A 23,649-nucleotide genomic window follows, 5' to 3' on the forward strand; every position below is an offset into this window, starting at 1 on the left:
GCGGTGCTCATCGCGCGTCCTGGCGGGGTTCACGCCTCCCCTCAGTCCGGCGGGATTCTTCCTGCACAGCGAAGCGGGAGCGCGGCACCTCGCGGCCCCTGGCGGGCCAGCCCTCGCGCTGACGGGCGCGGTCTCCGTCCGTCTCCTCAGTCTGATCATGAAACAGGACCTGCGAGGTCGGATAGGGCATGTCCACGCCCGCTCCGGTCAGCGCGTCCTTGACCGCCTCGATGGCGCCGTCGAGCGCGTCCACCGCCTCCCGCCTGCGCGGCGGGTCGATCCAGAACCGGGCCTGCATGTCCACCCCCGCCGCGCCAAGACCGGTGACGAGCGCCTCGGGCGGTGGGTCGGCCAGCACGCCCGGGACGCCTCGCAGGGCCTCGACGATCGTGCGCCGGGCCAGGGCGATCTCGTCACCGTTGCCAATGGTGAGCGGGAAGGAGAGGCGCCGCCGCTCATAGGCCGTGATGACCTCGATCTGGGCCGTAAACAGAGAGGCGTTGGGGATGAGGATGCGTCGGTTGTCGTAGGTCCGCAGTACGGTCGCCCGCACCCAGACGTCTTCCACCGTGCCCTCGACATCGCCCTGGCGGATCTGGTCGCCGATGCGAAAGGGGCGAGTGAGCAGGATGAGGATGCCCGCGAGCAGGTTCTGCAGCACGTCGCGGAAGGCGAAGCCGATAGCGACGCCGCCGATGCCGAGCAGGTTGAACAGGTCGGCCGCCGAGACTGAGGGAAAGGCAACCGAGGCGCCGATCAAGAAGGCGATCAGGACCGCCACGCCCCCAGCAATGCGCCCGAGCACGCCCGCGACGTCGGCCGAGGCTTGGCGCAACGCGAGCGCTCGCCGCACCCCCGCCCGGATCCCACGCGCGACCAGCAGGCCGACCCCGAAGATGAGGAGCCCGATGAGCAGCCCTGGCACGATCGCCAGGGCGGAGGCGCCGAGTTCGGTTATCCGGTGGGTGGCCTCAGCGAACATGGTGGGTACCCCCTACCATCGTCGCGGTAACTGCTGGCTTTGGCCGGAACCACAGGGCAAGGGCCGCGGCAGCTACGGCTCCGATGGTGTCCATGATGATGTCGAGCACCGTGTCGTCCTTGCCCTTGATGACGTTCCCAGGGGCGACGTGGTCGAACACCCACTCTGCCACCTCCCAGAGCGCGCCGATGGCAACGCCAACAGAGGCGATCAGCACGACGAAGAGGACGGCCTGCCCCGTTCGGACGCCGTCGCCGAGAACCATCACTGCAAGCCAGAAGGTCAGAGCCAGGATCGTGGCCGCGTGAAGCACCCGGTCAAACCACGAGAAAGCGGCATAGAGGTCAAAGGCGTAGCCCGCCACGTTCGCGGCCAGGAGGGCCACCGCGAGCGCCCAGGCGAGCGCGTGCGCCTTGCCGGTTCTGTCCATGCCTTCTCCCGACGCCGGGCAGAGCCTTGCCTGGATCCCGTGCTGCCCGTCGCAACGGCACTGTGCCGGGATAGTTCAGTCCAGGGGGGTGGGAGAGAGGTGATGTTCCTCGACAGCTGGACGGGGCTCATGGAGGCCTGACTTGTCCAAGACACGTGGCAGGGTTTAGCTGGAAGCGGCATGTCACTTCCGAGTGGAGCATTCGGAGAAGCGGCCGCGAGTAGCATGAGCCCTGACTGTGCACCCGCGTGCCTCGCCTTGGCGCCCTGCGTCTGCTCGGCCTAGGGGCAGGCACGTAGTTCAGGAAGTCCTTACCGGTCTCTGTATCAGCCCACAATCCGTCCATGCCGCCACTGCCGAGGCAGGATCATCCCGCGTCCGTTTCGCTTCGCTAAAGCGAATAGTTCATAGTTCATTCTGCGGCGCGCTCGACGGCGCGGGTTCGGGATACGGCTTCTCAGTGGTAGCCAGTCCACCTGATGAATCAGGATGCCGGTCACAGCGCCATGCCGTCCTGGGCTGCATCACACCTTCGCTCTGGATCACCAGGGAGAGATCTTGGAGGTCAACCACTCCAAGGTGATCTCTAGGTTCGCTATCGACGACTAGAAGATCATTGGGATCCGGCCCCGATTAGAGGGGTGCCCTCCCTGGCATGGCCAGGGTCCTCACAGTGCCCATGACTGAAGTCCGCGAGCGTCTCAATGATGCGGCACTCCCCAACCTGACCACCGGCGCAGCTCGTCGCCATGCGCTCCAGTTCCCCCCTCAAGGCCTCCAAACGGCGCATCCGGGCGTCCACCTCGGCGATCTGCGCCGTCGCAATCCGGTGCGCCGCCGAGCAGTCGTCCCCAGGCCGGTCAGCGAGGTCCAGCAGCACACGGATGCTGTTCATAGAGAGGCCGAGTTCCCTGGAGTGCCGGATGAAGCCCAGACGCCGGAGATGGGTTTCCGTGTACGCCCGGTGGCCGCCTTCAGTTCGGGAGGGTGCCGGTAACCAGCCTTCCGCCTCGTACCAGCGGATCGTGGTCGCCTTTACCCCGGTCATCCGGGACAACTCGCCAATCGTCAGCCTTGCCATCATGTCTTCCTGGTCGAGCGCCGCTGGCGTCCAGGGTGTCGGAGGACTCGCGGCTTGCTGCGTTTACCCACAAGTGGTGTCTCCAGCCCCCCTCTGTCGACCTGAAGGGCATCCCCGCCTCGCATCAGGGAACCACCCTGCTGCCTGGGCCAATCAGAAGCGTCGGACAAGATGTCCCCACGCCGGTGGCTGACACTGGATTACGACTGCGTTAGACTACCACAAGCATGATCGTCCGCCCGACATCGCTGGTCGCCACCATCCTCCGCCGAGCCCTCTCGGTGCTAATGGCCACGCTCATGCTGCTTTCGGTCGCCGCCGCCACGGAGGTGGGTGCCTCGCCAGCGCCCGAGCCGACCGGTCTTACCGGGGCCGTGATGTCGAATGGGGATCGCACTGACGCTCCCATCCAGCCGGACTCTCTGCCGTGCCATGCGGCCCACCACCTGTGCGGCAAGGTAGTACCCCTGCCGCCGACGCTCGTATTTGTGGCCGCCGCCATTACCCACCCCGAAACCAGCCTGGACGGGGCGCTCCTTCGGACGCTCGTGTCTGGGCTGACGGAACTGCCGCCAAAACCACCTCGCGCCTGACGGAACGTAGCTTCCTGTCGGTTCGGCCCACCCCTCCCTGAGGGATGCGGTGTCCGGTCCGTTCGCGGTCCGTCATCCTAGGTGGTTCCATGTCATCCATAGTTCACAGGGGCGCGGCAGTTCTCGCCGTTCCTAAGGCACCTGCGCCTGTACGAGGTGCTGGTACTCCCGACGCATCCGCGGCCAGAACTCGCGCTCTTCCAGTCCGTCTCACTCCGGGCAACCGGATCCCAGCAATTGTCTGGACAAGCTGGATCACGGTCCTGCCACACGTGGATTGCAGGGCATCACCGCTACGGCCCGTCTGGCCGGGCACGGCATCATCACCAATCCAGCCGAGCCCGTGCGCCAATTTCCCCTTGAACCTCCAGTCACTGGAGGACCTATCTCGGGCGCCATCAGCAGGAGTTAGCTCGATGGTCGGCACACGGAGGGACAATCAGGCAGGATCCGCGTCCGCCCTCCTGGTGGGTCAAGTTCGCGGCGCGAGGGATCTCGGGACCGCCTGGACGAGGACATCCGATGCGGGTGCACCATGCACGCGGGTCCCGCACCGCGCGCCAGCCCGGCCGGTCGGCGTAGAGCGAGTGCTGCCCAGGCTGCTTGGCAGCCGAACGGATGCCCTTCCTGGTCGGCTCCGGCGGCTCGTTGCCCTTGGCGGTGGAGCCAGCCGCCCGGCCTTCGGCGCGTCATTCCAGGAGCCCTCATGATGCTCAGCATTGCCCGGCTCGCGGCGGTCCTATCCGTCCTACCGGTCCTGGCGTTCGGGCAGGACACCCGCCCGCCCGTCGCGCCCCTCACCGTTGCCTCGCCCCAGCAGGCCGTCGAGGCCGCTCTCACCGTCTCCCCTGCCCTCCGCGGTGCCGGAGCCGCCCGACAGGCCGTACAGGCGGATGCCCTCCAGGCACGCCTGCGTCCTAACCCAGAGCTGAGGAGCAGCTTCGAAAATTTTGGAGGGTTCGGCGGCCGTCAGGAGAACCGCAGCTTCCGCGCTCTGGAAAGCACCGTCGGCCTTGCCCAGCGCATCGAGCTCGGCGGAAAGCGGGGCGCCCGGATCGACTTGGCCGCTCGCAGCGGGGAAGTGGCCGCACTGGACTTCACCGGCGCCCGGCTCGAGATCGCCAGGGAGGTGGTGACCGCCCTAGCCACCGCCGAGGCGGCGCGGCGCCTGGTGGTCGTCGAGCGGGAGCGTGCGCGGCTGGCCGCCGAGACGCTCCGGGCGGCTCGCGCCAGGGTCGAGGCAGGCCGCGATCCGCTGCTCCAGGCCGAGCGCGCCGAGGTGGTCCGTGCCACGGCCGACATCGCGGCTGAACGGGCCCAGCGTGAGGTCGAGATCGCCCTGGGGGAGCTTGCCGTGTTCATCGGCGTCCCCCGTGTGGAACTCGCCCAGCGGCAGCCCTGGTTCGACGACATCGGGCCTAACCCTGGACGCCCCTCCCCGGCTGACCCGGTGGCCCGCCTCGCGGGAAGCCCGGAACTCGCTCGGCTGCAAGCAGCCATCGCGCAGCAGCGAGCGAACGTGACCCTTCAGCGCGCCACAGCCGTGCCCGACGTGACCATCTCCGGGGACGTGCGCCGCTTCGGCGGCAGCGATGAAACGGCCTTCGTGGCAGGTGCCTCCATCCCGCTGCCCTTCTATGACCGCAACCAGGGCGGCATTGCCCGTTCCCAGGCGGACTTGACTCGGGCCGAGGCCGAGGCCGAGCGCGGCCGCAATATCCTGGTTGCGACCCTCGTTGCGGCCGAGCAGCGCCTCGCCCTGGCCTGGCGGTCGGTCGACACCCTTCGGCGCACGGCACTGCCATCGGCTGAGCAGGCGGCCCGGTTCGCGACCCTCGGCTACGGCGAGGGGCGCTTCAGCTTCTTAGAGGTTCTCGACGCCCAGAGGGCGCTCTCGGACACCCGTGCCCAGCTCGTGGAAGCGATTCAAGCCTTCCACGCCCTCCGTGCCCAGGTGCAGCGCCTGCGGGGCAATCTGCCCGCCGTGTCCCCTCAGCCCGTGAACACCCCGAACGGGAGTGCCCGCTGATGCTCCGCATGACCCTGCTGGCGGGCGCCGCCGTTGGCGGCCTCGCCCTCGCCATGGCCTTCCCTTCTATCCCGGAGAAAGGCCGCAGCTTGCTGGGAATGGCCTCTCCGCCTGCCGGGGCAGCACGGGCGGCAGCTCCTGCTCCCGCCGCAGCACCCAAGGGCGACGGCCACGGCCATGCCGAGGGCGAGGAGCACGGCGAGGAAGGCCGCATCAAGATGACGGCCGAGCAAGTTGAGGCCGCAGGCATCGAGGTCGCCCCTGTACAGGGCGGCGTCCTCGTGACCCGTGCGGCCGTTCCTGGCGTTCTGGCGGCTAGCCAGGACCGGCAGGCGCGGGTGACGGCCCGCCTTGGAGGCATCGTGGCGGAGGTCCGCAAAACCCTGGGCGAGGAGGTCGCCCGCGGCGACGTGCTGGCCGTGCTCGAGAGCCGCGAGGTTGCGGACGCCAAGAGCGAATTCCTGGCGGCCACCCGCTCGGCCGCCCTGGCCGAGACCACCTTGGCCCGCGAGACCCGTCTCTGGCGCCAACGGATCTCGGCCGAGCAGGAGTTCCTCCAGGCCCGCACCGCGGCCGAGGAGGCCCGTATCAAGGTCGACCTCGGTCGCGCCCGCCTGGCCGCACTCGGGCTTTCCGAGGCGGAGGTCGCCGCCCTGGCCCGCCAGCCCCCCGCCACGCTCCGGCGCCTGGAGCTGCGGGCACCCATAGCTGGGCGGGTGACGGCCCGTAACGCGGTCCTCGGGGCCTCAGTGGCCGCCGATGCCGAGGTCTTCGCCGTCGCCGATTTGTCGGCCCTGTGGGTTGAGCTCGCCGTTCCACCCCGGAATCTGCCCATGGCGCGCCAGGGCCAAGCCGTGCTCGTCACCGGCGAGGGGGACGCCCGCACCGAAGGCAAGATCGTCTTTCTCAGCCCGGTCCTGGACCCCGAAACCCGCTCCGCCCGGGCAGTGGCCGAGATCCCGAATGCGGAGGGCACTTGGCGCCCGGGCGGCTTCGTCACAGCCCACCTGTCCACCGCCGAGCAACCAGTGGACGTGCTGGTCCCCCGTGACGCTATCCAGGAGGTCGAGGGCAAGAAGGTGGTCTTCGTGCGGAACGAGGACGGCTTCGAGTTGCGCGAGGTCGAGGTCGGGCGCGAGGACGCGACAGGGTTCGAGGTCATCTTCGGGCTCGACGCCGGGACGGAGATCGCGGTGCGCAACGCTTTCTCGCTCCGAGCTGAGCTCAGCAAGTCCGAAGCCGGGCACGCGCACTGAGGAGCCCCTGACATGATCGGCCCCATACTCGACTTCTCCGTCCGCAACCGCTGGACGGTCGTCCTGCTCGCCGTCATCGCGGCCTGCATCGGCGCGTGGTCGGTCGCGCGCCTGCCTATCGACGCCACACCGGACATCACCAACAACCAGGCCCAGATCAACACGTTGGCGCCCTCGCTCTCGCCCTACGAGATCGAGAAGCAAGTCAGCTTTCCCATCGAAACGGCACTGGCTGGGATCCCGGGCCTGGAGAGCACGCGCTCGATCAGCCGTAACGGATTCTCGCAGGTCACCGCGGTGTTCACGGAGAGCACCGACATCTACTTTGCCCGCCAGCAGGTGCTGGAGCGCCTGATCGAAGCGCGGGAGGCCATGCCGGAGGGAGTGGAGCCTCGCCTTGGTCCGGTCTCCACTGGCTTGGGCGAGGTCACCATGTGGACGGTGAACTTCGCCCCCAGGAAGCAGGGCGACGTCGTGCCGGACGGGCAGCCCGGGTGGCAAGCGGACGGCAGCTATCTCACGCCGGAGAAGGAGCGCCTCACCACCGAGGCCGACCGCGCCACCTATCTCCGGACGGTACAGGACTGGATCATCCGGCCGCAGGTGCGAAACGTGCGCGGCATTGCGGGCGTGGACGCCATCGGTGGCTACAACAAACAATACGTCGTCCAGCCCGACACTGCGCGTCTCATCGCGCTGGGCCTGAGCTTCTCGGACCTCAGCACGGCCATTGAACGAAACAACGTCTCCACTGGCGCGGGCTACGTGGAGCGTGGCGGCGAGGGCCTTGTGGTCCGGTCCGGTGGGCGGGTGACGAGCGTGGCCGAGTTGGAGCAGATCGTGGTCGCCACCCGCGAGGGTGTGCCCATCCTGCTCCGTGACGTCGGACGCGTCGTCATCGGTCAGGCGCAGCGGACCGGCAGCGCGAGCGGGAACGGGCAGGAGATGGTGGTCGGCACCGCGCTCATGCTCATCCGCGAGAACTCCCGCCTCGTCGCCGAAGCCGTCCACGCCAAGGTCAACGAGCTGGCCCGGACCCTGCCACGCGGCATCGAGGCGACGACCGTCCTGGACCGCGGCATCCTCGTGGACGCCACCATCCACACCGTGGCCAAGAACCTCGGTGAGGGCGCGCTACTTGTCGTCGTCATCCTGTTCCTGATGCTCGGCAACATCAGGGCGGCGCTCATCACCGCTCTTGTCATCCCGGTGACCATGCTGCTGACCGCTTTCGGCATGGTCCGGGGCGGCATCTCCGCCAATCTCATGTCGCTCGGTGCGCTCGACTTCGGCCTCATTGTCGATGGCGCCGTCATCATAACCGAGAACAGCTTGCGTCATCTGGCGGAGCGCCAGCACGAGAAGGGGCGGCTTCTCACCCTGGAGGAACGCCTCCGGACCGTGGCCGAGAGCGCCCGGGAGATGATCCGGCCCTCCCTCTACGGACAGGCCATCATTATCCTCGTCTATGCCCCCTTGCTCACCTTCACGGGCGTCGAGGGCAAAATGTTCGTGCCGATGGCGCTGACCGTCATCATCGCGCTCCTGTTCGCCTTCGTGCTTTCCCTGACCCTGGTTCCCGCATTGATCGCCATCGCCATCACGGGGCGAGTGCAGGAGAAAGATGTCTGGATCGTCCGAGGCCTCAAAAACCTGTATGCGCCCGCACTCGGCCGCGCCCTGCGTGCGCCGGTGTCGGTGATCGTCGTGGGAGCGCTGCTCTTCGCCGGATCCCTCAGCCTCTTCTCCCGCCTGGGTCAGGAGTTCATCCCGACCCTGGACGAGGGCAACTTGGCGATGCAGGCGCTCCGGATCCCGAGCACGTCGCTGCAGCAGTCTCAGGCGATGCAGTCTGTGCTCGAACGCCGCATCTCCCGGATCCCGGAGGTGCAAGTCATCTACTCCAAGACCGGCACGGCCGAGGTCGCCTCCGACCCGATGCCGCCCAACGCCAGCGATACTTTCATCATCCTCAAGCCCCGGGACCAGTGGCCGGACCCCTCCCTTTCCAAAGCCGAGTTGGTCCAACGCATCGAACAGTCCGTCGCGGGCATCCCCGGCAACGCGTTGGAATTTAGCCAGCCCATTCAAATGCGCTTCAACGAGCTCCTGGCGGGTGTGCGCGGCGACTTGGCCGTAAAGGTTTTCGGCGACGAGTACGGCCCCATGCTCCAGGTGGCCGGGCAGATCTCGAACATCCTGAACGGCATCGAAGGCGCGGAGGACGTCAAGGTGGAGCAGGCGACTGGCTTGCCTTTCCTGGAGATCACGGTGAACCGCACCGAGATCGCCCGGCGCGGGCTCAGCGTCGCCGACGTGCAGGCTGTGATCTCCACCGCCATTGGTGGTCGGGAAGCCGGGATGGTTTACGAAGGCGACCGGCGCTTCGCCATCGTGGTCCGACTGCCGGACAACCTGCGGGGCAACTTCGAGACGTTACGCAGCTTGCCCGTGCCACTGCCCCCCGTGGCGGGCCGCCCGGCGAACTCGGTGCCCCTGCAGCAACTGGCAACACTCCGCGTCGTCGAGGGGCCGAATCAAATCAGCCGCGAGCAGGGACGGCGCCGCGTCGTCGTTCAAGCCAACGCGCGCGGTCGCGACATTGGCAGCATCGTGGCTGAGGCGCAGGCGCGGGTGGAGCGCGAGGTCCAGTTGCCGCCCGGCTACACCATCACCTGGGGCGGCCAGTTCGAGAACCTGGCCAAGGCTCGGGAACGCCTGACCGTCGTGGTGCCCGCGTGCTTCCTGCTGATCCTGGTGCTGCTCTACGCGGCACTTGGTTCGGTGCGGGACGCCCTCGTCGTGTTCAGCGGCGTGCCGCTGGCCCTGTCGGGCGGGCTTCTCGCCCTATGGCTGAGAGACATGCCGTTCTCGGTTCCCGCGGCGGTCGGGTTCATCGCGCTCTCGGGTGTGGCGGTGCTGAATGGGCTGGTCATGGCGACCTCCATCAACGACCTCATCCTTCGAGGGCACCTGTCCCTGCGGGACGCGGTCTACCAGGGCGCCATGACCCGGCTGCGGCCCGTAGCCATGACGGCACTCGTCGCGTCGCTGGGTTTCGTGCCTATGGCCATTGCCACAGGTGCCGGAGCCGAGGTCCAGAAGCCGCTGGCAACCGTGGTCATCGGCGGCCTGATGACCGCGACCCTCCTGACCCTGCTGGTGCTGCCCGCTCTCTACCTGAAGTTCGGGCGGGTGCAGGCGCCAGCAACGGATGAAGCTCCGGCCGGGGCGAGCCACGCTCCGGCCGAGTAACCGTGCTGGTGGTCTCTCCCGAAGAGGGGCCACCGGACCAAACCACCTCTATCGAAAGGGATCTATCACGTGCGTAGGACCATCCTTGCGGCCATAGCGGCCGCCTCGCTCTCCACGGGCGCTATGGCGCAGCAGTCGCACAGCCACGGCGACCAAGGCCCGCACGGCGGGAAGATGCAGGACGTGGTGGGCGTCCATGCCGAACTGCTGACCGCGGAGCGCACGCTCACGATCCACCTCTACGATGAGGCCGGAAAGCCCGTGGCGGCCTCGGGCTACACGGCCTCGGCCCTGGTCGGCTCTGGACAGTCGCGCCAGGTCGTCCAGCTCGCCCCGGGGGCAGAGAACACGCTGAGCGGCACGGCGGCAGCCCCCGTCGCCCGTGGTACGTCCATTACGCTGCAGATCAAGAACCCCGCTGGCCGCAGTGGCCAGGCGCGGTTCTGATCCCGCGGCCCGTTTGATCGTCCGCCCTATCCAGGGCGGGCGCCTGCCGCCACGCCATTCGACGCGGCGGCGAAGGATTGGGGAGCGTCCGATGCAGACGCGATCGAGAGACCCCGGAGCCCTTTACGGGCCCCGGCAGGGCTTGGCCGTGCCTACCGGGCGACGGACATCCGGAGGCGTACGGTGAGCGATAGAATCCTTGGTGGCGCGGAGGATGAGCCCCCGCACAGCAGCCCGTTCCCGGCAGAGCCGCCCCTGTCTGGCGAGGGGCGCCACGTCCTCGTGGTCGAGGACGACGAGGAGATGCGCAAACTCCTCCTGTCGCACCTCCGCCGTAGCGGCTTCCGCGCCAGCGGAGCGTGCGACGGCCTTGAGATGGAGCGGCTGCTCGTCTCGGCACCCGTCGACCTCGTGCTACTGGACGTGATGCTCCCTGGGCGGTCCGGCTTCGAGCTCTGCCGCGGTCTGCGCGCTCAGGGCGACATGCCCATCATCATGCTGACCGCCCTCGGGGAGACGTCGGATCGCGTGACAGGCCTGGAGCTCGGGGCCGACGACTTCATTGTGAAGCCACCCGAGCCACGCGAGCTGGTCGCCCGCATACGGGCCCTGCTGCGGAGGAGTGACAGCAGGGAAGGTCATGTCGCAGCCGCGAGACGTGAGATTGCGCACTTCGCGGGCTGGTCGCTCGACACGAGACGGCGGGAACTCTTCCAGCCCGACGGCGTCGGCGTCGACCTGACGGGGGGCGAGTACGACGTCCTGCTGGCCTTCGTGGAGCGTCCCCAGCGCATCCTCACCCGCGACCAGCTCCTCGACCTCGCCCGGAACCGCCCCTACGGCGGCGGCGGCCGGTCCATGGACGTCCAGGTCAGTCGCCTGCGGTCTAAGCTTGATTCCCTCCCCGGCGCCGAGGCACGCCCATCCCTCATCAAAACAGTCAGGAACGCCGGGTACATGTTCACGAGCCCGGTCGAATGGTCCAGCTGAGGAGGCTTCTTCCCGAGACGCTCGCGACCCGGACGGTAGCGGCCCTCCTGCTTGGCTTTGGGGTCCTCTTCGGCGCCATGGTAGGCGTCCATGACTACCTCCTCCGCCACTCCGTCGACTGGAGCACGGAGGAGCTCCTGTCCCAGCGGCTGGCGACGCTCCTCGACGCCGTCGCTGCGGCCCCTCCTGATGCCCAGGACAGCATCGCCCAGGCGATCTCCCGACCGGGCCTCGATATCCGCCGCTCGCCCGGGCAGTCCGCCATGGTGGAGAGCCCGCTGAGCGCCGCCGCCAGACGGATCTCCGAACGCACAGAATCCCTGGTCGCTGTCGCCAGGCGCTTTCGGGTTGAGGGGGGACGGTTCGATCCCGACACTGAGCACCTCATCGGTATCGTCGCCTCCGCCCGCCTCGCCGACGGCTCATGGATCGACATCGAGATGAGAACCTTTGACCTGCTCTCGGCGGAGCTGAAGGCGCTGTACCTTTACTCGGCCGCCTTTGGCCTAGCGCTGCTCGTCGCGGTTGGACTGGCCGCCCGCGCCGTCGCAGCGCCCGTCTCCGCACTCGCCCATGCCGTCTCTAGGATGGACCCTGCGCAGGAGTCACCAGCCCTGGAACCCAGTGGGCCGCGCGAGGTGCGGCAGCTTGCTGAGGCGCTGGACGGGATGGCTCGACGGACACGGGACGCCTTCCGGCAGCGCACGCTTGCCTTGGGGGCGCTCTCGCACGACCTCATGTCGCCGATCACGCGCATGCGCCTGCGGGCCGACGATTTTCCGCCAGAGGCACGCGAGCCGCTTTGCCGGGATCTAGCCGAGATGGAGACGATGGTCTCGGACGTGCTGGCATATCTTCGTGGCGGGGACGGCGGCGAGGTCGCGCGTCCTCTTGCCATTGCCGCTCTGGTCCACAGCATCACCGACGAGTTCGCAGATGCCGGTCATGCTGTCGAGGAACGTGGGATGGACCGGCGGGCCGTCGCGACCGTGCGCCGTGTCGCCCTAAAGCGGGCCGTCACGAACCTCGTCACCAACGCCTTCCGCCACGGCGAGCGACCCTGGGTGGAGGTGGAAGCGACGTCGGGCGAAGCCGTCATCCGCGTCGGGGACCGCGGTCCAGGTATCCCTGCTGAGGACTTGCCGCGGGTGACCGAGCCCTTCTTCCGGGGCGACCGTGCGCGAAGCAGTGGTGGCGGCAGCGGCCTCGGTTTGGCCACCGCCCGGGCCATCGCCGAATCGCATGGCGGGAGGCTCGAGATCACGAGCGAGCCCAACCGGGGGACCGTCTCCACGATCCGCCTTCCGGCCAGGAGCGACACGCCCGCGCAGGCACCGCGATCCATGTGATGGATTGCGCGGTTATTGCTGTCTTCATGACACCCATCGCGCTTGTCGAAGCCTCCTTGGCCCTGGCCGCCTGCTCCGGCGGGCAGGTAGCCTCGACTCAGCCTGCGACGACTGTGTTGAGCAGTGTCGTCTGCCCACCATGGTGCGCGGCGTCTTGGCCGCCGACGTTGAACAGTGCGACCGTCTCCTTGCCGTGCCCTAGCGGGCACCCTCGATAGAGCTGACGCTGCCCGGCGGCGGCACTTGGCCGCTCAAGATGGCCGGTCTGGCGCAGACAGGGCCAGCCCTCATCAACTGCCTCGCCGATATGGAGACGTGCGGCTCGTCACGTTAACGGCGATACGGACTCGCCGCTCCTAAACTGCAAGCGGCTCAAGTTTACACGCCAGCAACACCTCAGATATTTTAAGTAATCAACACGACAAGAACCGAAATACACAAATGAAAACATTTGGTTCGGCTAAATTTGCGGGCTCAACGCATTATGTTCTCGGTGCGGTGGAAATAAACCACCATGTTCCACACGGAGAAGAAAGATGTTCCGCAGCAAGATGGTTAAGGTGACCGCTACCCTGGGCCTCGCGGCCGCTCTGTTCGCTCCTCTCGTCGCTACGAGTGTTTCGGCTGAGGGCTACTACCCGCAGCAGGTCTTCCAGACGCAGGTTGAGTCCCGCGGCGACCTGCGGCCCCACACACACGAGGACCATTACCGTCCCCGGCCGGTGCAGCCCGCCTACCCGGGCGTTCAGGGGATGAACCAGACCTTCCTGGAGCAGAGCGGCGCGACCGGCGGTGGCGGCCAGGGTCAGTGACGCACCCGGGCAGTGTAGCCAGACGGCCGCCCTGCCCCCGGACTCCCGGCTCCCAGAACCCACGCTTTCGCAGGAGATTTCTCGATGAAGAACTACGCCTTCGCCCTCGCCGTCACACTGATGGCGCTACCCGCCTTGGCTCAGTCCCCGGTGACGCAGAACGCCGGGTCGCCCCAAGTCATGGTTCCCACCGCGCCTCACCCCGGACACCCGGCCACTATGGTCCCGGACCAGGGCGCAGGCGTTCCGGGAGCGGCGGCCTTCCCGGCGGCCCCGCACGGCCCGGATCACAGGAATGACGGGCCGCCGAGCCCACAAGCTGGCGTCCCCGGCATCCAGGATCCGTCCCAGCAGAACTAGGCGGGCCCGATAGAACGGCCGCACCCCGGACGCTCGCAGCGGTGGCCGCGTAGCATGGGCACTTTCCCACACCAGCTACGCACGGCCGCCGTTTACAAAAGTAAATAATTTGGCGCGGAACGGCGCCTCGGGAGCCAGAGTTACTTGCGAACCGAGGCGTCGCACTGCGGTTGCCATGATGGGCGAGCGGTAACGATGAGTTCGGTGCCAGTCAGAAAGGAGAGCGAGGATGCCGCAAGAGAAGCCGGGCCCGCACCATGATCACCCCGGTCACAAGCCGGGCGACCTCGACCAGCACGGCCACCGTGACCAGGCGACCCACGAGGTCCCCGGTCAGCACCACGACCATCCAGGGCACACGCCGGGCGATCTCGACCCGGAAGGCCATCGGGACAGGAGCGTGTCGGAGAAGCCCGGGGAGCACCACGATCACCCCGGCCACAAGCCGGGCGACCTCGATCCTCACGGACACCGCGACAAGAGCGCCCCACCTCTACCGTGATCGAGTAGCGGGGATCTGTTAGGTCCCCTCCTGCAGATGTGGCCAGGGAAATCCGGTGACCAGCTGGGTTTCCCTGGTCACTCCATGTCAGGTGCCACTCAGGGACGAGGCAAACGGGAGAGGCACGTCTGTCCTTGCCACCGAGGACGGCGAAATGTCTCTGTTCGAGCGGCCTCTCGGGTCGAAAAGCCACTTGGCAGTCGTGGCTGCACCACTGCTCTGTGGCGCTCACACTATGCCCGTCGTGCACCAATCCCTGGAGGTTCCCGGGACGTCATTAAGTGGGCGTGCGGCGTCACGCAGATGCGGAGGTCCAGATGGGTAGCGGTCATGACCACGGCGGGGGGAACGCCAACTCGGCCGCGCTTGCGAAGGCACTTGGGCTGACGGGCGCGTTCATGTTGGCCGAGGTGGCGGGCGCCTACGCCTTCAACAGCCTCGCGCTGCTTTCCGACGCAGCTCACATGTTGACGGATGCGCTCGCCCTCGCCGTCGCCCTGATCGCCATTCGGGTCGGGCGCCGCCCAGCCGACCGGCGGAGGACCTGGGGTTACCACCGCTCTGAGATCCTGGCGGCCGCTTTCAATGCCTCACTGCTGTTCTTGGTGGCCATCTATATCCTCTACGAGGCCTACCAGCGTTTTCGCGAACCTGCATCGGTGGGCAGCGTCGGCATGCTGGCCGTCGCCGTTTTCGGCCTGCTTGTGAATTGGATTTCCATGCGCCTGCTCGCAGGCGGCAGCGAGGGCAGCCTCAACGTGAAAGGGGCCTACCTCGAAGTCTGGAGCGACTTCCTGGGATCAGTAGCCGTCATCATAGGCGCAGGGGTCATCTGGGCCACCGGCTGGACCTGGGTGGACGCCGTGCTCGGCATCGGCATCGCCCTGTGGGTTCTGCCACGCACCTGGACCCTCCTATCCGAGGCGGTCGACGTGCTGCTGGAGAGCGTCCCCAAGGGCATCGACCTTGATGCCGTGGAGACCGCCATGCGGGAGACCGCTGGAGTGGGCGACATCCACGACCTCCATGTATGGTCACTGACCAGCGGCAAGGTCGCCTTGTCGGCCCATGTCGTGGTGGAGCCTTCGCTGGCGAGGGAGGACCGCCTGGAGGACGCCCTAGGCGTGATGCTGGCGGAGCGGTTCGGCATCACCCACGTGACGGTGCAGGCTGAACTGGCGGGTGCTCACGGCGGGCTCCCGACAGACACCTGGGGCACTGTTCCTGACCACACATAGGTCGCACCCAGCCCGCAGACCGACAAAGCCGCGACGCGACCATGTCATGTCGCCTCGGCTACTTCGACGGAGCCAGGGCCTCAATGATGTGGCACTCCGCCACCTTACCGCGGCGGCATTGTCCAATAAGGGAGTCCAACTCCCGGCGCAGTGCCTGGAGGTCGGCGATCTTTCGATCCACTTCACCCAGGTGCTCGCGGGCGATGACGTCTACTGCATCGCAGGAGCGATCCCGGTCCTCAGCGAGGTCCAGGAGGGCACGGATCTGGTCCAGGGAGAACCCGAGGTCGCGGGCGCGCCTGATGAAGCTCAATCGCCCAAGATGGGCGTCATCATAGATCCGGTAGTTCCCAGCAGTGCGTGCGGGTGCTGGAAGGAGCCCCACGCGCTCATACCAGCGGATTGTCTCCACCTTGGTGTCAGTCACCTTCGCAAGGGCACCAATGTTGAGCGGTTTTTCGGCGAGCATTCCCTTGACCCTGTAGCGACCACAGGGTCCATATAGGGTGCCTTAGTCTCCCGCAGCAACTGGCAGGGAGATGCCCGAAAAGGGAAGGCAAGCGATGACAAACCCTGAAAGCACGACGTCCGGGACGCAGGTTGACCTGCGCTACCTCGTCCATGGCATGGACTGCACCAGCTGCGCCCTGAAGATCGAGGACGCTGTCGAGCAGCTGGGTGGCGCTGAGGACATCCAGGTCAACTACAAGACCCAGGTTCTGGAACTCCGGCTGGACGAGGCGACAACGCCCCGATCAGCGGTCGAAGAGAAGATCCAGGGCCTCGGCTACCGCGTCGCCCCGCTCGGCTGATCTGGGCAGAGAGGACAGGACGATGGCAGACGGCGGAACGGTCAGCCTAGACCAAGGGACCCGAGCGGTCCTTCGATACCATGTCGAGGGTATGGATTGCCCCTCCTGCGCCTCAAAGATCGAAACGGCCGTCGGCCGTTTCGGGGGCGCCGAGGACATACGGGTCAACTACCACGCCCAGGTCCTGGCCTTCCGGCTGGACGAGGCCGCCACGCCCCGCTCAGCCGTTGAGGAGCAGATCCGCAAGCTCGGTTATGGCGTCGCCCCCGTCGAGCCACCGCGGGTTGCCACCGGTGAACCTGGTGCCGTCGTCGATGACGAGAGAGCCAGTCGCGCCCGCCAACCCTGGTGGGGGGGCACCAAGGCCCGCCTGGCTGCCCTCATTGGCATCCTGACAATCGCCGGGTTCGCTGCATCGCTTGCCATCCCCGCGCTGGACCACTGGGCCTACCTACCCGCCGCCCTGGTTGGCCTCGTCTTCTTTGGGAGGAAAGCCATTGCCGCCGCGCGTGCGGGCTCGCCTTTCTCCATCGAGATGTTGATGTCGATCGCAACGGTGGGCGCCATTGCTATCGGCGCGACCTCCGAAGCGGCGGTCGTGGTGTTCCTCTTCACCGTCGGCGAACTGCTTGAGAACGTGGCGGCCGGGCGAGCCCGGGCTGGCATCGAGGCGCTTGGCGCCCTGGTACCCAGGACAGCCTTGCTTGTTGAAAACGGGACAGCGCGGGAGGTACCCGCCGCCAGTCTGAAGGTTGGCGATCTCGTCCTCGTTCGCCCAGGCGACCGCGTCTCGGCCGACGGCGAAGTGGCGGAAGGGGAATCCGAGGTCGACGAGAGTCCAGTCACCGGCGAATCGGTGCCCGTGCCCAAAGTGGAGGGCGCCCTGGTCTTTGCGGGCAGCATCAACGCCTCGGGTGCCCTGCAGGTCCGGGTGACCCGCCCCGCCCACGACAACACCATCGCCCGCATCATCCGGCTGGTGGATGAGGCCCAAGAAGCCAAGGCACCGACCGCCCGCTTTATCGAGCGCTTCTCCGCCATCTACACGCCGATCGCGGTGGCCGTGGCCGCCCTGGTCGCCATCGCACCACCGCTTGTCGTCGGCGCGGACTGGGGCACCTGGATCTACCGCGGCTTGGCGCTACTGCTGGTTGCCTGTCCGTGCGCCCTTGTCCTCTCGACGCCCGCAGCCATCGCCTCCGGTCTGGCGGTCGGCACCCGGCGCGGCCTGTTGGTCAAGGGAGGCGGCGCCCTGGAAACTATCGGCCGGATCCGCACTGTCGCCTTCGACAAAACCGGTACCCTGACCGAAGGGCGCCCGCGCGTGACCGACCTCCTAGCCCTGTCAGGCCCAGAGCGCACTATGCTCGGCTTCGCCGCCGCAGTGGAGAATGGCTCCAGCCACCCGCTGGGCCGCGCCATCCTGGATCGGGCAGATGCAGACGGTATCCCGCTACGCCCGGCCAAGGATGCCCGAGCCATCCCCGGTAAGGCCGTCGAGGCCGTCGTCACCGGTAAGCGCGTGTCGGTCGGATCGCCCTCCTTTGTGGCCGAGCAGGCGCGGCTATCTGCGAACGCCGGGGAAGTGGTCGCCGGGTGGGAGAACCAGGGCAAGACAGTAGTCATCGTTTCCGTGGACGGCGTCCCCACAGGCCTCATCGCTGTCCGTGACGAGCCCCGGCCGGACGCCGCCGAGGGCATCGCTTCGCTCCATGCCTTGGGCGTCGAAACCGTCATGCTGACGGGTGACAATGTCCGCACTGGTCAAGCCATCGCGGGAGCACTTGGCCTCCAGGTCAAAGCGGGGCTGCTACCCGAGGATAAGCTGCGCGAGATCGGTGCCCTCAAGGCACAGGCGCCCGTGGCGATGGTGGGTGATGGCATCAACGATGCGCCAGCGCTCGCCGCCTCCTCGGTCGGCATCGCGATGGGCGGCGGGACTGACGTCGCTCTGGAAACCGCCGATGCCGCGCTACTGAACAGCCGTGTCGTGGACGTGGCCGCCCTGGTTGGCCTATCGCGGGCGACCCTGGCTAACATCCACCAGAATGTCGCCATCGCGCTTGGCTTGAAGGCCGTCTTCCTGGTGACGACCGTCCTCGGCATTACCGGCCTCTGGCCCGCCGTGCTGGCGGACACCGGCGCAACGGTGCTGGTCACCCTGAACGCTCTGCGGCTCCTCGGATATCGCTTCAGGGGATTGGCAGCGCGTGGCTGAGAACCAGTCCAAAGCGGCGGCCCTGAGGCCATCCCGGCCGCGCGCTTTCTGGGCCTGGGGTGCGGCCACGGCGCTGCTGGCCTTTGTCCTAGACCAGGCGACGAAGTGGTGGGTTCTGACCGATCTCATGAATCCACCCCAGGTCATCCCAATCACCCCGTTCTTCAATCTGGTGCTGGGACGGAACCGGGGCGTCACCTTTGGCCTGCTGGCGGCCGATCACCCCGCCGCGCCCTGGCTGCTGTCCTCCATGGCCCTCGTCATTATCGTCGTTCTTCTCGTCTGGATGGTGCGCGACCGACGCCCAGGAGTAGCTGCCTCGCTCGGGTTCATCGTCGGGGGGGCGCTGGGCAACGTTGTGGACCGCATGCGGCATGGAGCCGTGACGGACTTCCTGGACTTCCATGCCGCTGGTTACCACTGGCCTGCCTTTAACCTGGCGGATACGGCCATCTTTGTCGGCGTCGCCCTGCTGCTATTGACCAGCGGAAGGATCGAGCCAGCAGGTGCTGGAACTACCGACCCGGTCCTGAGAGCTGAACCGTGAACTCGCTCCTCCAGATGTCGGGCCTCCTAACCGCCTTCATGGCGGGTATGGTTTCCTTTCTGTCGCCCTGTGTCCTGCCGCTGGTGCCTGGCTACGTATCCTACGTTGCCGGTCGCTCGATCGACACTGAACGTACAGCGCCAGGCCGCCTCGCAACTGTTGGTCTCGGGTTCTGCTTTGTGCTGGGCTTCGCCACTGTCTTTGTGGCGATGGGTGCGGGTGCCTCGGCTCTCAGTGGAGCACTGCTACGGTATCGCTACGAGGCTGGGATCGTGGGCGGGGTGGTGGTCATCCTGTTCGGCCTGATGACCACGGGCATCCTGCGGTTAATGCCGTTCCAACGCGACCTCCGGTTCATGCCAAAGATCAGCGGCGGCACACCGCTCTCGGCCTACGTGCTCGGGTTGGCATTCGCCTTTGGTTGGACGCCCTGCATCGGTCCTGTTCTCGGCGCCATCTTGGCGTTGACCGCTACAAGCGACATCAGCCACCTCGGCATCATGCTCCTGGCCACCTATGCGGCCGGGCTCGGCGTGCCCTTCCTATTGGTGGCTGCCTTTGCGGATGCCTTTCTCCGGGGCCCGTTCCGCTCCCTCCGCCGCGTCGGGCATGTCCTCCAACTCGTAGCGGGTGGCGTCATGGTGGTCATGGGAGTGGCCATGATCACGGGCCACCTCACTGACTTCGCCATCCTGATGCTCCAGCTCTTTCCCGGGTTGGGGAGCATTGGATGAGCATGGTTGGGACCTCTGGCTGCCAACCATCTCTTGGAGCCACCGAGCAGGAGCATGGTGATGCTCCTGCACTGAATAACGCGATGAATAAGGAAAACCGAATGGCGCACAAGCCGACTGTGCAGGGCTTTTACCACGAGCAGTCGGGGAGTGTGGCCTACGTGGTCGCGGATCCAGGAACCGGCAAATGCATGGTCATCGACCCGGTACTCGGCTTCGACCTGAAATCTGGCAGCATCGACACCACTCCGTCAGACCAGGTTCGCGACTATATCCTCGGTCGAGGACTGGCCGTGGAATGGGTGTTGGATACCCATCCCCATGCTGACCACCTCTCCGGTGTCGCCTACCTGAGCGGGCAACTGCATGCACCTACTGCTATCGGCGAGCGGGTTAACGTCGTCCAGGAGATCTGGGCCGAGATCTATAATCTGCCCAGCATACATAGGAACGGGCGCGAGTGCTGGCATCGGCTCCTTGCTGATGGCGACCGCTTTCACGTTGGCGACCTGGAAGTGGAGGTGCTCTTCTCTCCCGGGCATACAGCAGCGTCGGTGACCTACGTCGTTGGTGACGCCGCCTTTGTCCATGACACCCTTTTCATGCCGGACGGAGGAACAGCACGGGCGGATTTCCCTGGTGGGGACGCACGCGCGCTTTACCGAAGCATCCAGAGGATCCTTTCACTTCCGCCGGAAACGCGCCTCTTTACCGGCCATGACTATCGCCCGGGAGGGCGTGAAGTGCGTTGGGAGTCCACCGTCGCCGAGCAGCAAGCAGCCAATATCCACCTGAGGGACGCCAAGGGGGAGGACGCCTTTGTCCGGCTCAGAACTGAGCGTGACCGGTGCCTACCCCTGCCCGAGATGATGCTCGCCGCGTTGCAGGTAAACCTCCGCGCCGGGCATCTGCCAGAACCGGAAGTGAACGGCACTTCATACCTGAGGGTGCCGATCAACCGCTTCGCTGCTCTATCATCAGATACGGCGACCTCCCGTTGATCTCCAGGGCTCAAAGACAATCCGGTCTTCCCGGATGCTCAGAGAGTGTTCCGATGCTCGGTGGCTGGCTTCAAGTGATGGATCGATATCTTCGTGGCGGGTCGTCTGCTGGGCGTGGGTGTCTCATCGCCAGCGCTTCTCGTGGGTCTGGGGCACTCGGATGAGCGATGACGACGACCTTCCCAAGGACTTAGGCAGCATCACGCCCGCATATCGCAGGGCTCTATGGATCGTTGTAGGCCTTAATGTTGGGTATGGCCTCGTGGAGATGGTGGGAGGCTTTATCTCGGGTAGCCAGGCATTGAAGGCAGACGCCTTGGACTTCCTCGGTGATGGCCTGATCAGTTTTCTCGGCCTACTCGCTATCGGCTGGAGCCTAGCATGGCGAGCCCGCTCCGCTCTCATACAAGGGCTATTCCTTGCGGTCCTTGGCATCGGCGTGCTCGTCACGACTGGCTACCGGGTTCTGGTGCTGAACCAGCCCGAGGCTGAATTGATGGGCCTGTTCGGCGCGATCGCCCTGGTAGTCAACGTGGCCGCCGCAGCGGTGCTCATCCCACACAGGGAAGGCGACGCCAATGTCCGGGCTGTCTGGCTGTTCAGCCGCAACGACGCCATTGGTAACCTTGCCGTCGTGATCGCTGCGGGCCTCGTATGGTGGACCGGGACGGCATGGCCGGACCTCGCCGTAGCCATCGTGATCGCAGGACTTTTCCTGCAATCGGCCTGGTCGATTATCCGCGATGCGCTTGCGGATCTCAGGGTGGCGCATGACTGACGATGTGCCCGACAACCCTGTCGAGGTACATGCAGTTGAATCGAGTGGCCCCGGCGCCGCGGTGCGGGTCGCCGCCTGCACGACCCCGGTCCACCTCGCGGATCCCGCCGCGAACGCCGACATCCTTCTGGAAGTCGCACGCACCTGCGCCGAGCGGTCGGTGTCGCTGGTCGCCTTTCCCGAACTGGCGCTGACCGGGTACTCCATCGACGACCTCTTCCTCCAAGATGTCGTCCTGGACGCTGCTGAGGCCGCCGTGGAGCGGGTGGTGGAGGCGTCAGCCCACTTGCCCTCCGTCATGGTGCTGGGCGTCCCCCTGCGCCATGCTGGCCGCGTCTACAACACGGCCGTCATCATCCACCGGGGCAAGCTGCTAGGCGTGGTGCCCAAGGTCCATCTGCCGAACTACCGGGAGTTCTACGAGCACCGTTATTTCGCGTCCGGTAATGGGACGGACGGAAGCGTCATCCGCTTGGGGCGGCACTCTGTCCCGTTCGGCCCCGATCTTCTCTTCGTGGCCGAGGACCGCCCGGGGCTCATTGTGCACGTCGAGATCTGCGAAGATGTGTGGGTGCCCAAGCAGCCGAGCGCCCTGGGTGCATTGGCCGGAGCCACCGTCCTGGTGAACCTGTCTGCCAGCAACATCACCGTTGGAAAGGCTGACACCCGGCGCATGCTGTGCCAGGCCCAGTCGGCCCGTTGCACGGCAGCCTACCTTTACACGGCGTCGGGTGAGGGTGAGTCGACGACTGACCTTGCATGGGACGGCCAGACCTCGATTTACGAGGATGGGGTCCTTCTTGCGGAGACCTCCCGCTTCGAACCAGGAGCCCGGCTTGCCGTCGCGAACGTCGACGTCGACCGTCTGAACGACGCACGAGCCCGCTCGGACATCTTTGCGCAATGCCGTACGCTCCATGAGGCCCAGGTGGCCCGCTTCCGTCGTATCGGCTACGGCGAGCAGTGGGGCTACGTGCGACGCAATGGAATAACTTGCTAGGACTGACCTGATCGGATGCAGAAGTTGACGCTGATCCGGCGAGCCGCGTGGGCGGCGGTGGCCGTGCTGGGCTTCTTGATCGTGGGCACGGCGACCGGCTGGCTTGTGACGGACGGTCCCCTTCGCAGGAGGGAAGTCCAGTTGCCTGCAATCGGCGGCCCGTTCGCCCTCACGGACCACCGGGGCCGAGCAGTGACCGAGAGGGATTTCCTTGGCAAGCCAACCGCCGTGTTCTTCGGCTTCACCTCCTGCCCGGACGTCTGTCCCACGACCCTGGCCCGAATGGGTGAGCACATCGATGCGCTCGGGCCAGACGCCGACCGCATCAACTGGCTGCTGATCAGCGTGGACCACGAGCGGGACACCCCCAGATCGATGGCCGAGTACATGACGCTCTTTGATCAGCGCATCGTCGGGCTGTCGGGAACGGAGCGTCAGGTCACCCGGGCGGCTCAGTCCTTTCAGGTTCAATACCGCCGTGTTCCCCTGCAGGGAGGCGGCTACACCATGGACCACAGCGCCAGCGTGTTCCTGCTCGACGCTATGGGCCGTTTTGCTGGGACGCTCGACTACGAGGAGCGCCAGGAGGTGGCGCTCGAGAAGCTCAGACTCCTGGTAAGCAGGGCTGGGCGATCCGGTTGACGTTCTCCCCTTCCGGTCGAGCTCGTGTCGTTGTCAGCAGCAACCTCGTACCGTCGGGCAGGCGGAGGAGGCCTTGGCCGTTTCCTGCTCCGCCCGGTGCCGTGGCTTGCAAATGGCGGGCCGGGGGCCGAGCTCGATAACCGCCTGGGTCGCCTCGATACGGATGATTTCAACGTCGAAGACCTGCATGGGACGGCCGGGCGGGCCAACCTCGAAGGTCAACCGGCTCTCCCGCTGAAGGCTGACCCGGACGGCCACCTTCTCCAGGATCGCGAGGAACTTGCCGACCTCCATGTGGTTCGGGTTCTCGACCGAGGCGGGCAGGTCCTCCACCTGCAGGATGGTCTCCTGCCAGGCGTCCGGATTGCCGCCGCAGTCCAGGGTGACGAAGGACCCAGCCTTTACCTCGGTAACGTGGTAGCCGGGCTGGACCAGCCGCCCGTCGTAGCTGATGACCAGACGGCGCGAGCCGTGGGGTGCAAGGGCGTCCAGCACCGCACCGAACGAGGCGTCTCCCTGGAAGCGGATGGTCAGGGGCAGAGCAGGGGCGTTCATTCTTGCCTCTTTCATATCAACGTCTCTTGAGATATAAA

22 protein-coding genes are annotated in these 23,649 nt (G+C 66.5%); 16 read left to right on the forward strand and 6 right to left on the reverse strand.

What is annotated here, in order from left to right; genetic code table 11:
* Positions 1-7 precede the first annotated feature (7 nt).
* From EAH89_RS10610 to EAH89_RS10620, 3 genes are all read right to left on the reverse strand, one after another.
* On the reverse strand, positions 8-982 hold the full coding sequence (locus tag EAH89_RS10610) for a mechanosensitive ion channel family protein (RefSeq protein WP_140882789.1): 975 nt from the start codon (positions 980-982) through the stop codon (positions 8-10).
* A complete protein-coding gene (locus tag EAH89_RS10615; RefSeq protein ID WP_140882790.1) occupies positions 972-1,412 on the reverse strand; it encodes a hypothetical protein in 441 nt (146 codons plus the stop codon). The genes EAH89_RS10610 and EAH89_RS10615 overlap by 11 nt, the downstream gene beginning before the upstream one ends.
* Before the next feature lie 613 nt (positions 1,413-2,025).
* Positions 2,026-2,493 carry a MerR family transcriptional regulator gene (locus EAH89_RS10620; protein WP_408906291.1) on the reverse strand — a complete coding sequence of 156 codons (468 nt, stop codon included), beginning with the start codon at positions 2,491-2,493 and terminating at the stop codon, positions 2,026-2,028.
* A 1,299-nt stretch (positions 2,494-3,792) separates the two neighbouring features.
* On the opposite strand from EAH89_RS10620, the gene EAH89_RS10625 reads away from it, so the two are divergent.
* The 7 genes from EAH89_RS10625 to EAH89_RS10655 all read left to right on the forward strand — a co-directional run bounded on the left by EAH89_RS10625 (position 3,793) and on the right by EAH89_RS10655 (position 13,224).
* Positions 3,793-5,115: a TolC family protein gene (locus tag EAH89_RS10625; protein ID WP_161993542.1), complete on the forward strand. Its 1,323-nt coding sequence runs from the start codon at positions 3,793-3,795 to the stop codon at positions 5,113-5,115.
* On the forward strand, positions 5,115-6,371 hold the full coding sequence (locus tag EAH89_RS10630) for an efflux RND transporter periplasmic adaptor subunit (protein ID WP_140882793.1): 1,257 nt from the start codon (positions 5,115-5,117) through the stop codon (positions 6,369-6,371). The genes EAH89_RS10625 and EAH89_RS10630 overlap by 1 nt, the downstream gene beginning before the upstream one ends.
* A 12-nt stretch (positions 6,372-6,383) precedes the next feature.
* A complete protein-coding gene (locus tag EAH89_RS10635; protein WP_140882794.1) occupies positions 6,384-9,626 on the forward strand; it encodes an efflux RND transporter permease subunit in 3,243 nt (1,080 codons plus the stop codon).
* A gap of 69 nt (positions 9,627-9,695) precedes the next feature.
* Entirely contained in the window at positions 9,696-10,073 is a 378-nt protein-coding gene (locus tag EAH89_RS10640) for a hypothetical protein (protein WP_206667509.1), read from the forward strand.
* Between the two features lie 255 nt (positions 10,074-10,328).
* A complete protein-coding gene (locus EAH89_RS10645; protein ID WP_140883077.1) occupies positions 10,329-11,063 on the forward strand; it encodes a response regulator in 735 nt (244 codons plus the stop codon).
* Complete coding sequence (locus EAH89_RS10650; protein WP_140882795.1) at positions 11,051-12,412, forward strand: sensor histidine kinase; 1,362 nt, start codon at positions 11,051-11,053, stop codon at positions 12,410-12,412. Before EAH89_RS10645 ends, EAH89_RS10650 begins: the two co-directional genes overlap by 13 nt.
* A 536-nt stretch (positions 12,413-12,948) precedes the next feature.
* On the forward strand, positions 12,949-13,224 hold the full coding sequence (locus EAH89_RS10655) for a hypothetical protein (protein ID WP_140882796.1): 276 nt from the start codon (positions 12,949-12,951) through the stop codon (positions 13,222-13,224).
* Between the two features lie 571 nt (positions 13,225-13,795).
* Here the strand turns inward: EAH89_RS10655 and EAH89_RS31750 are convergent.
* On the reverse strand, positions 13,796-14,050 hold the full coding sequence (locus EAH89_RS31750) for a hypothetical protein (RefSeq protein ID WP_162559122.1): 255 nt from the start codon (positions 14,048-14,050) through the stop codon (positions 13,796-13,798).
* Positions 14,051-14,403: 353 nt separating this feature from the next.
* Between EAH89_RS31750 and EAH89_RS10665 the strand changes: the two genes are divergently transcribed.
* Entirely contained in the window at positions 14,404-15,324 is a 921-nt protein-coding gene (locus EAH89_RS10665; protein ID WP_140882798.1) for a cation diffusion facilitator family transporter, read from the forward strand.
* Positions 15,325-15,382: 58 nt separating this feature from the next.
* Here the strand turns inward: EAH89_RS10665 and EAH89_RS10670 are convergent, their stop codons facing one another.
* Positions 15,383-15,793, reverse strand: coding sequence for a MerR family transcriptional regulator (locus EAH89_RS10670; RefSeq protein WP_140882799.1), 411 nt, complete (start codon positions 15,791-15,793; stop codon positions 15,383-15,385).
* Between the two features lie 94 nt (positions 15,794-15,887).
* Between EAH89_RS10670 and EAH89_RS10675 the strand changes: the two genes are divergently transcribed.
* The 8 genes from EAH89_RS10675 (at position 15,888) to EAH89_RS10710 (ending at position 23,056) form a co-directional block, all read left to right on the forward strand.
* A complete protein-coding gene (locus tag EAH89_RS10675; protein ID WP_140882800.1) occupies positions 15,888-16,136 on the forward strand; it encodes a heavy-metal-associated domain-containing protein in 249 nt (82 codons plus the stop codon).
* Between the two features lie 91 nt (positions 16,137-16,227).
* Positions 16,228-18,354, forward strand: coding sequence for a heavy metal translocating P-type ATPase (locus tag EAH89_RS10680; RefSeq protein ID WP_206667510.1), 2,127 nt, complete (start codon positions 16,228-16,230; stop codon positions 18,352-18,354).
* A complete protein-coding gene (gene lspA / locus EAH89_RS10685; RefSeq protein ID WP_241666956.1) occupies positions 18,347-18,901 on the forward strand; it encodes a signal peptidase II in 555 nt (184 codons plus the stop codon). The genes EAH89_RS10680 and lspA overlap by 8 nt, the downstream gene beginning before the upstream one ends.
* Positions 18,898-19,635: a cytochrome c biogenesis CcdA family protein gene (locus tag EAH89_RS10690; RefSeq protein WP_338325526.1), complete on the forward strand. Its 738-nt coding sequence runs from the start codon at positions 18,898-18,900 to the stop codon at positions 19,633-19,635. The genes lspA and EAH89_RS10690 overlap by 4 nt, the downstream gene beginning before the upstream one ends.
* Positions 19,636-19,736: 101 nt before the next feature.
* Complete coding sequence (locus EAH89_RS10695) at positions 19,737-20,636, forward strand: MBL fold metallo-hydrolase (RefSeq protein ID WP_140882802.1); 900 nt, start codon at positions 19,737-19,739, stop codon at positions 20,634-20,636.
* 160 nt (positions 20,637-20,796) lie between these two features.
* Complete coding sequence (locus EAH89_RS10700) at positions 20,797-21,414, forward strand: cation diffusion facilitator family transporter (RefSeq protein ID WP_140882803.1); 618 nt, start codon at positions 20,797-20,799, stop codon at positions 21,412-21,414.
* Positions 21,407-22,414, forward strand: coding sequence for a nitrilase-related carbon-nitrogen hydrolase (locus tag EAH89_RS10705; protein WP_140882804.1), 1,008 nt, complete (start codon positions 21,407-21,409; stop codon positions 22,412-22,414). The genes EAH89_RS10700 and EAH89_RS10705 overlap by 8 nt, the downstream gene beginning before the upstream one ends.
* 15 nt (positions 22,415-22,429) lie before the next feature.
* The gene (locus tag EAH89_RS10710) at positions 22,430-23,056 is read left to right on the forward strand and encodes an SCO family protein (protein WP_140882805.1); all 627 of its coding nucleotides are present in this window, start codon (positions 22,430-22,432) and stop codon (positions 23,054-23,056) included.
* A 33-nt stretch (positions 23,057-23,089) separates the two neighbouring features.
* Here EAH89_RS10710 and EAH89_RS10715 read toward each other — a convergent pair whose 3' ends face one another.
* Positions 23,090-23,611: a DUF6428 family protein gene (locus EAH89_RS10715; RefSeq protein WP_162861311.1), complete on the reverse strand. Its 522-nt coding sequence runs from the start codon at positions 23,609-23,611 to the stop codon at positions 23,090-23,092.
* Positions 23,612-23,649 lie beyond the last annotated feature (38 nt).

This window comes from Muricoccus nepalensis (assembly GCF_006438825.1).
Lineage (GTDB): Bacteria > Pseudomonadota > Alphaproteobacteria > Acetobacterales > Acetobacteraceae > Roseomonas > Roseomonas nepalensis.

Bases quoted from the DNA above. Each gene is read 5' to 3' on its own strand.
- EAH89_RS10610 (WP_140882789.1), bottom strand. From the start codon at position 982: ATGTTCGCTGAGGCCACCCACCGGATAACCGAACTCGGCGCCTCCGCC.
- EAH89_RS10615 (WP_140882790.1), bottom strand. From the start codon at position 1,412: ATGGACAGAACCGGCAAGGCGCACGCGCTCGCCTGGGCGCTCGCGGTG.
- EAH89_RS10620 (WP_408906291.1), bottom strand. From the start codon at position 2,493: ATGGCAAGGCTGACGATTGGCGAGTTGTCCCGGATGACCGGGGTAAAG.
- EAH89_RS10625 (WP_161993542.1), top strand. From the start codon at position 3,793: ATGATGCTCAGCATTGCCCGGCTCGCGGCGGTCCTATCCGTCCTACCG.
- EAH89_RS10630 (WP_140882793.1), top strand. From the start codon at position 5,115: ATGCTCCGCATGACCCTGCTGGCGGGCGCCGCCGTTGGCGGCCTCGCC.
- EAH89_RS10635 (WP_140882794.1), top strand. From the start codon at position 6,384: ATGATCGGCCCCATACTCGACTTCTCCGTCCGCAACCGCTGGACGGTC.
- EAH89_RS10650 (WP_140882795.1), top strand. From the start codon at position 11,051: ATGGTCCAGCTGAGGAGGCTTCTTCCCGAGACGCTCGCGACCCGGACG.
- EAH89_RS10655 (WP_140882796.1), top strand. From the start codon at position 12,949: ATGTTCCGCAGCAAGATGGTTAAGGTGACCGCTACCCTGGGCCTCGCG.
- EAH89_RS10665 (WP_140882798.1), top strand. From the start codon at position 14,404: ATGGGTAGCGGTCATGACCACGGCGGGGGGAACGCCAACTCGGCCGCG.
- EAH89_RS10670 (WP_140882799.1), bottom strand. From the start codon at position 15,793: ATGCTCGCCGAAAAACCGCTCAACATTGGTGCCCTTGCGAAGGTGACT.
- EAH89_RS10675 (WP_140882800.1), top strand. From the start codon at position 15,888: ATGACAAACCCTGAAAGCACGACGTCCGGGACGCAGGTTGACCTGCGC.
- EAH89_RS10680 (WP_206667510.1), top strand. From the start codon at position 16,228: ATGGATTGCCCCTCCTGCGCCTCAAAGATCGAAACGGCCGTCGGCCGT.
- EAH89_RS10695 (WP_140882802.1), top strand. From the start codon at position 19,737: ATGGCGCACAAGCCGACTGTGCAGGGCTTTTACCACGAGCAGTCGGGG.
- EAH89_RS10700 (WP_140882803.1), top strand. From the start codon at position 20,797: ATGAGCGATGACGACGACCTTCCCAAGGACTTAGGCAGCATCACGCCC.
- EAH89_RS10705 (WP_140882804.1), top strand. From the start codon at position 21,407: ATGACTGACGATGTGCCCGACAACCCTGTCGAGGTACATGCAGTTGAA.
- EAH89_RS10710 (WP_140882805.1), top strand. From the start codon at position 22,430: ATGCAGAAGTTGACGCTGATCCGGCGAGCCGCGTGGGCGGCGGTGGCC.
- EAH89_RS10715 (WP_162861311.1), bottom strand. From the start codon at position 23,611: ATGAACGCCCCTGCTCTGCCCCTGACCATCCGCTTCCAGGGAGACGCC.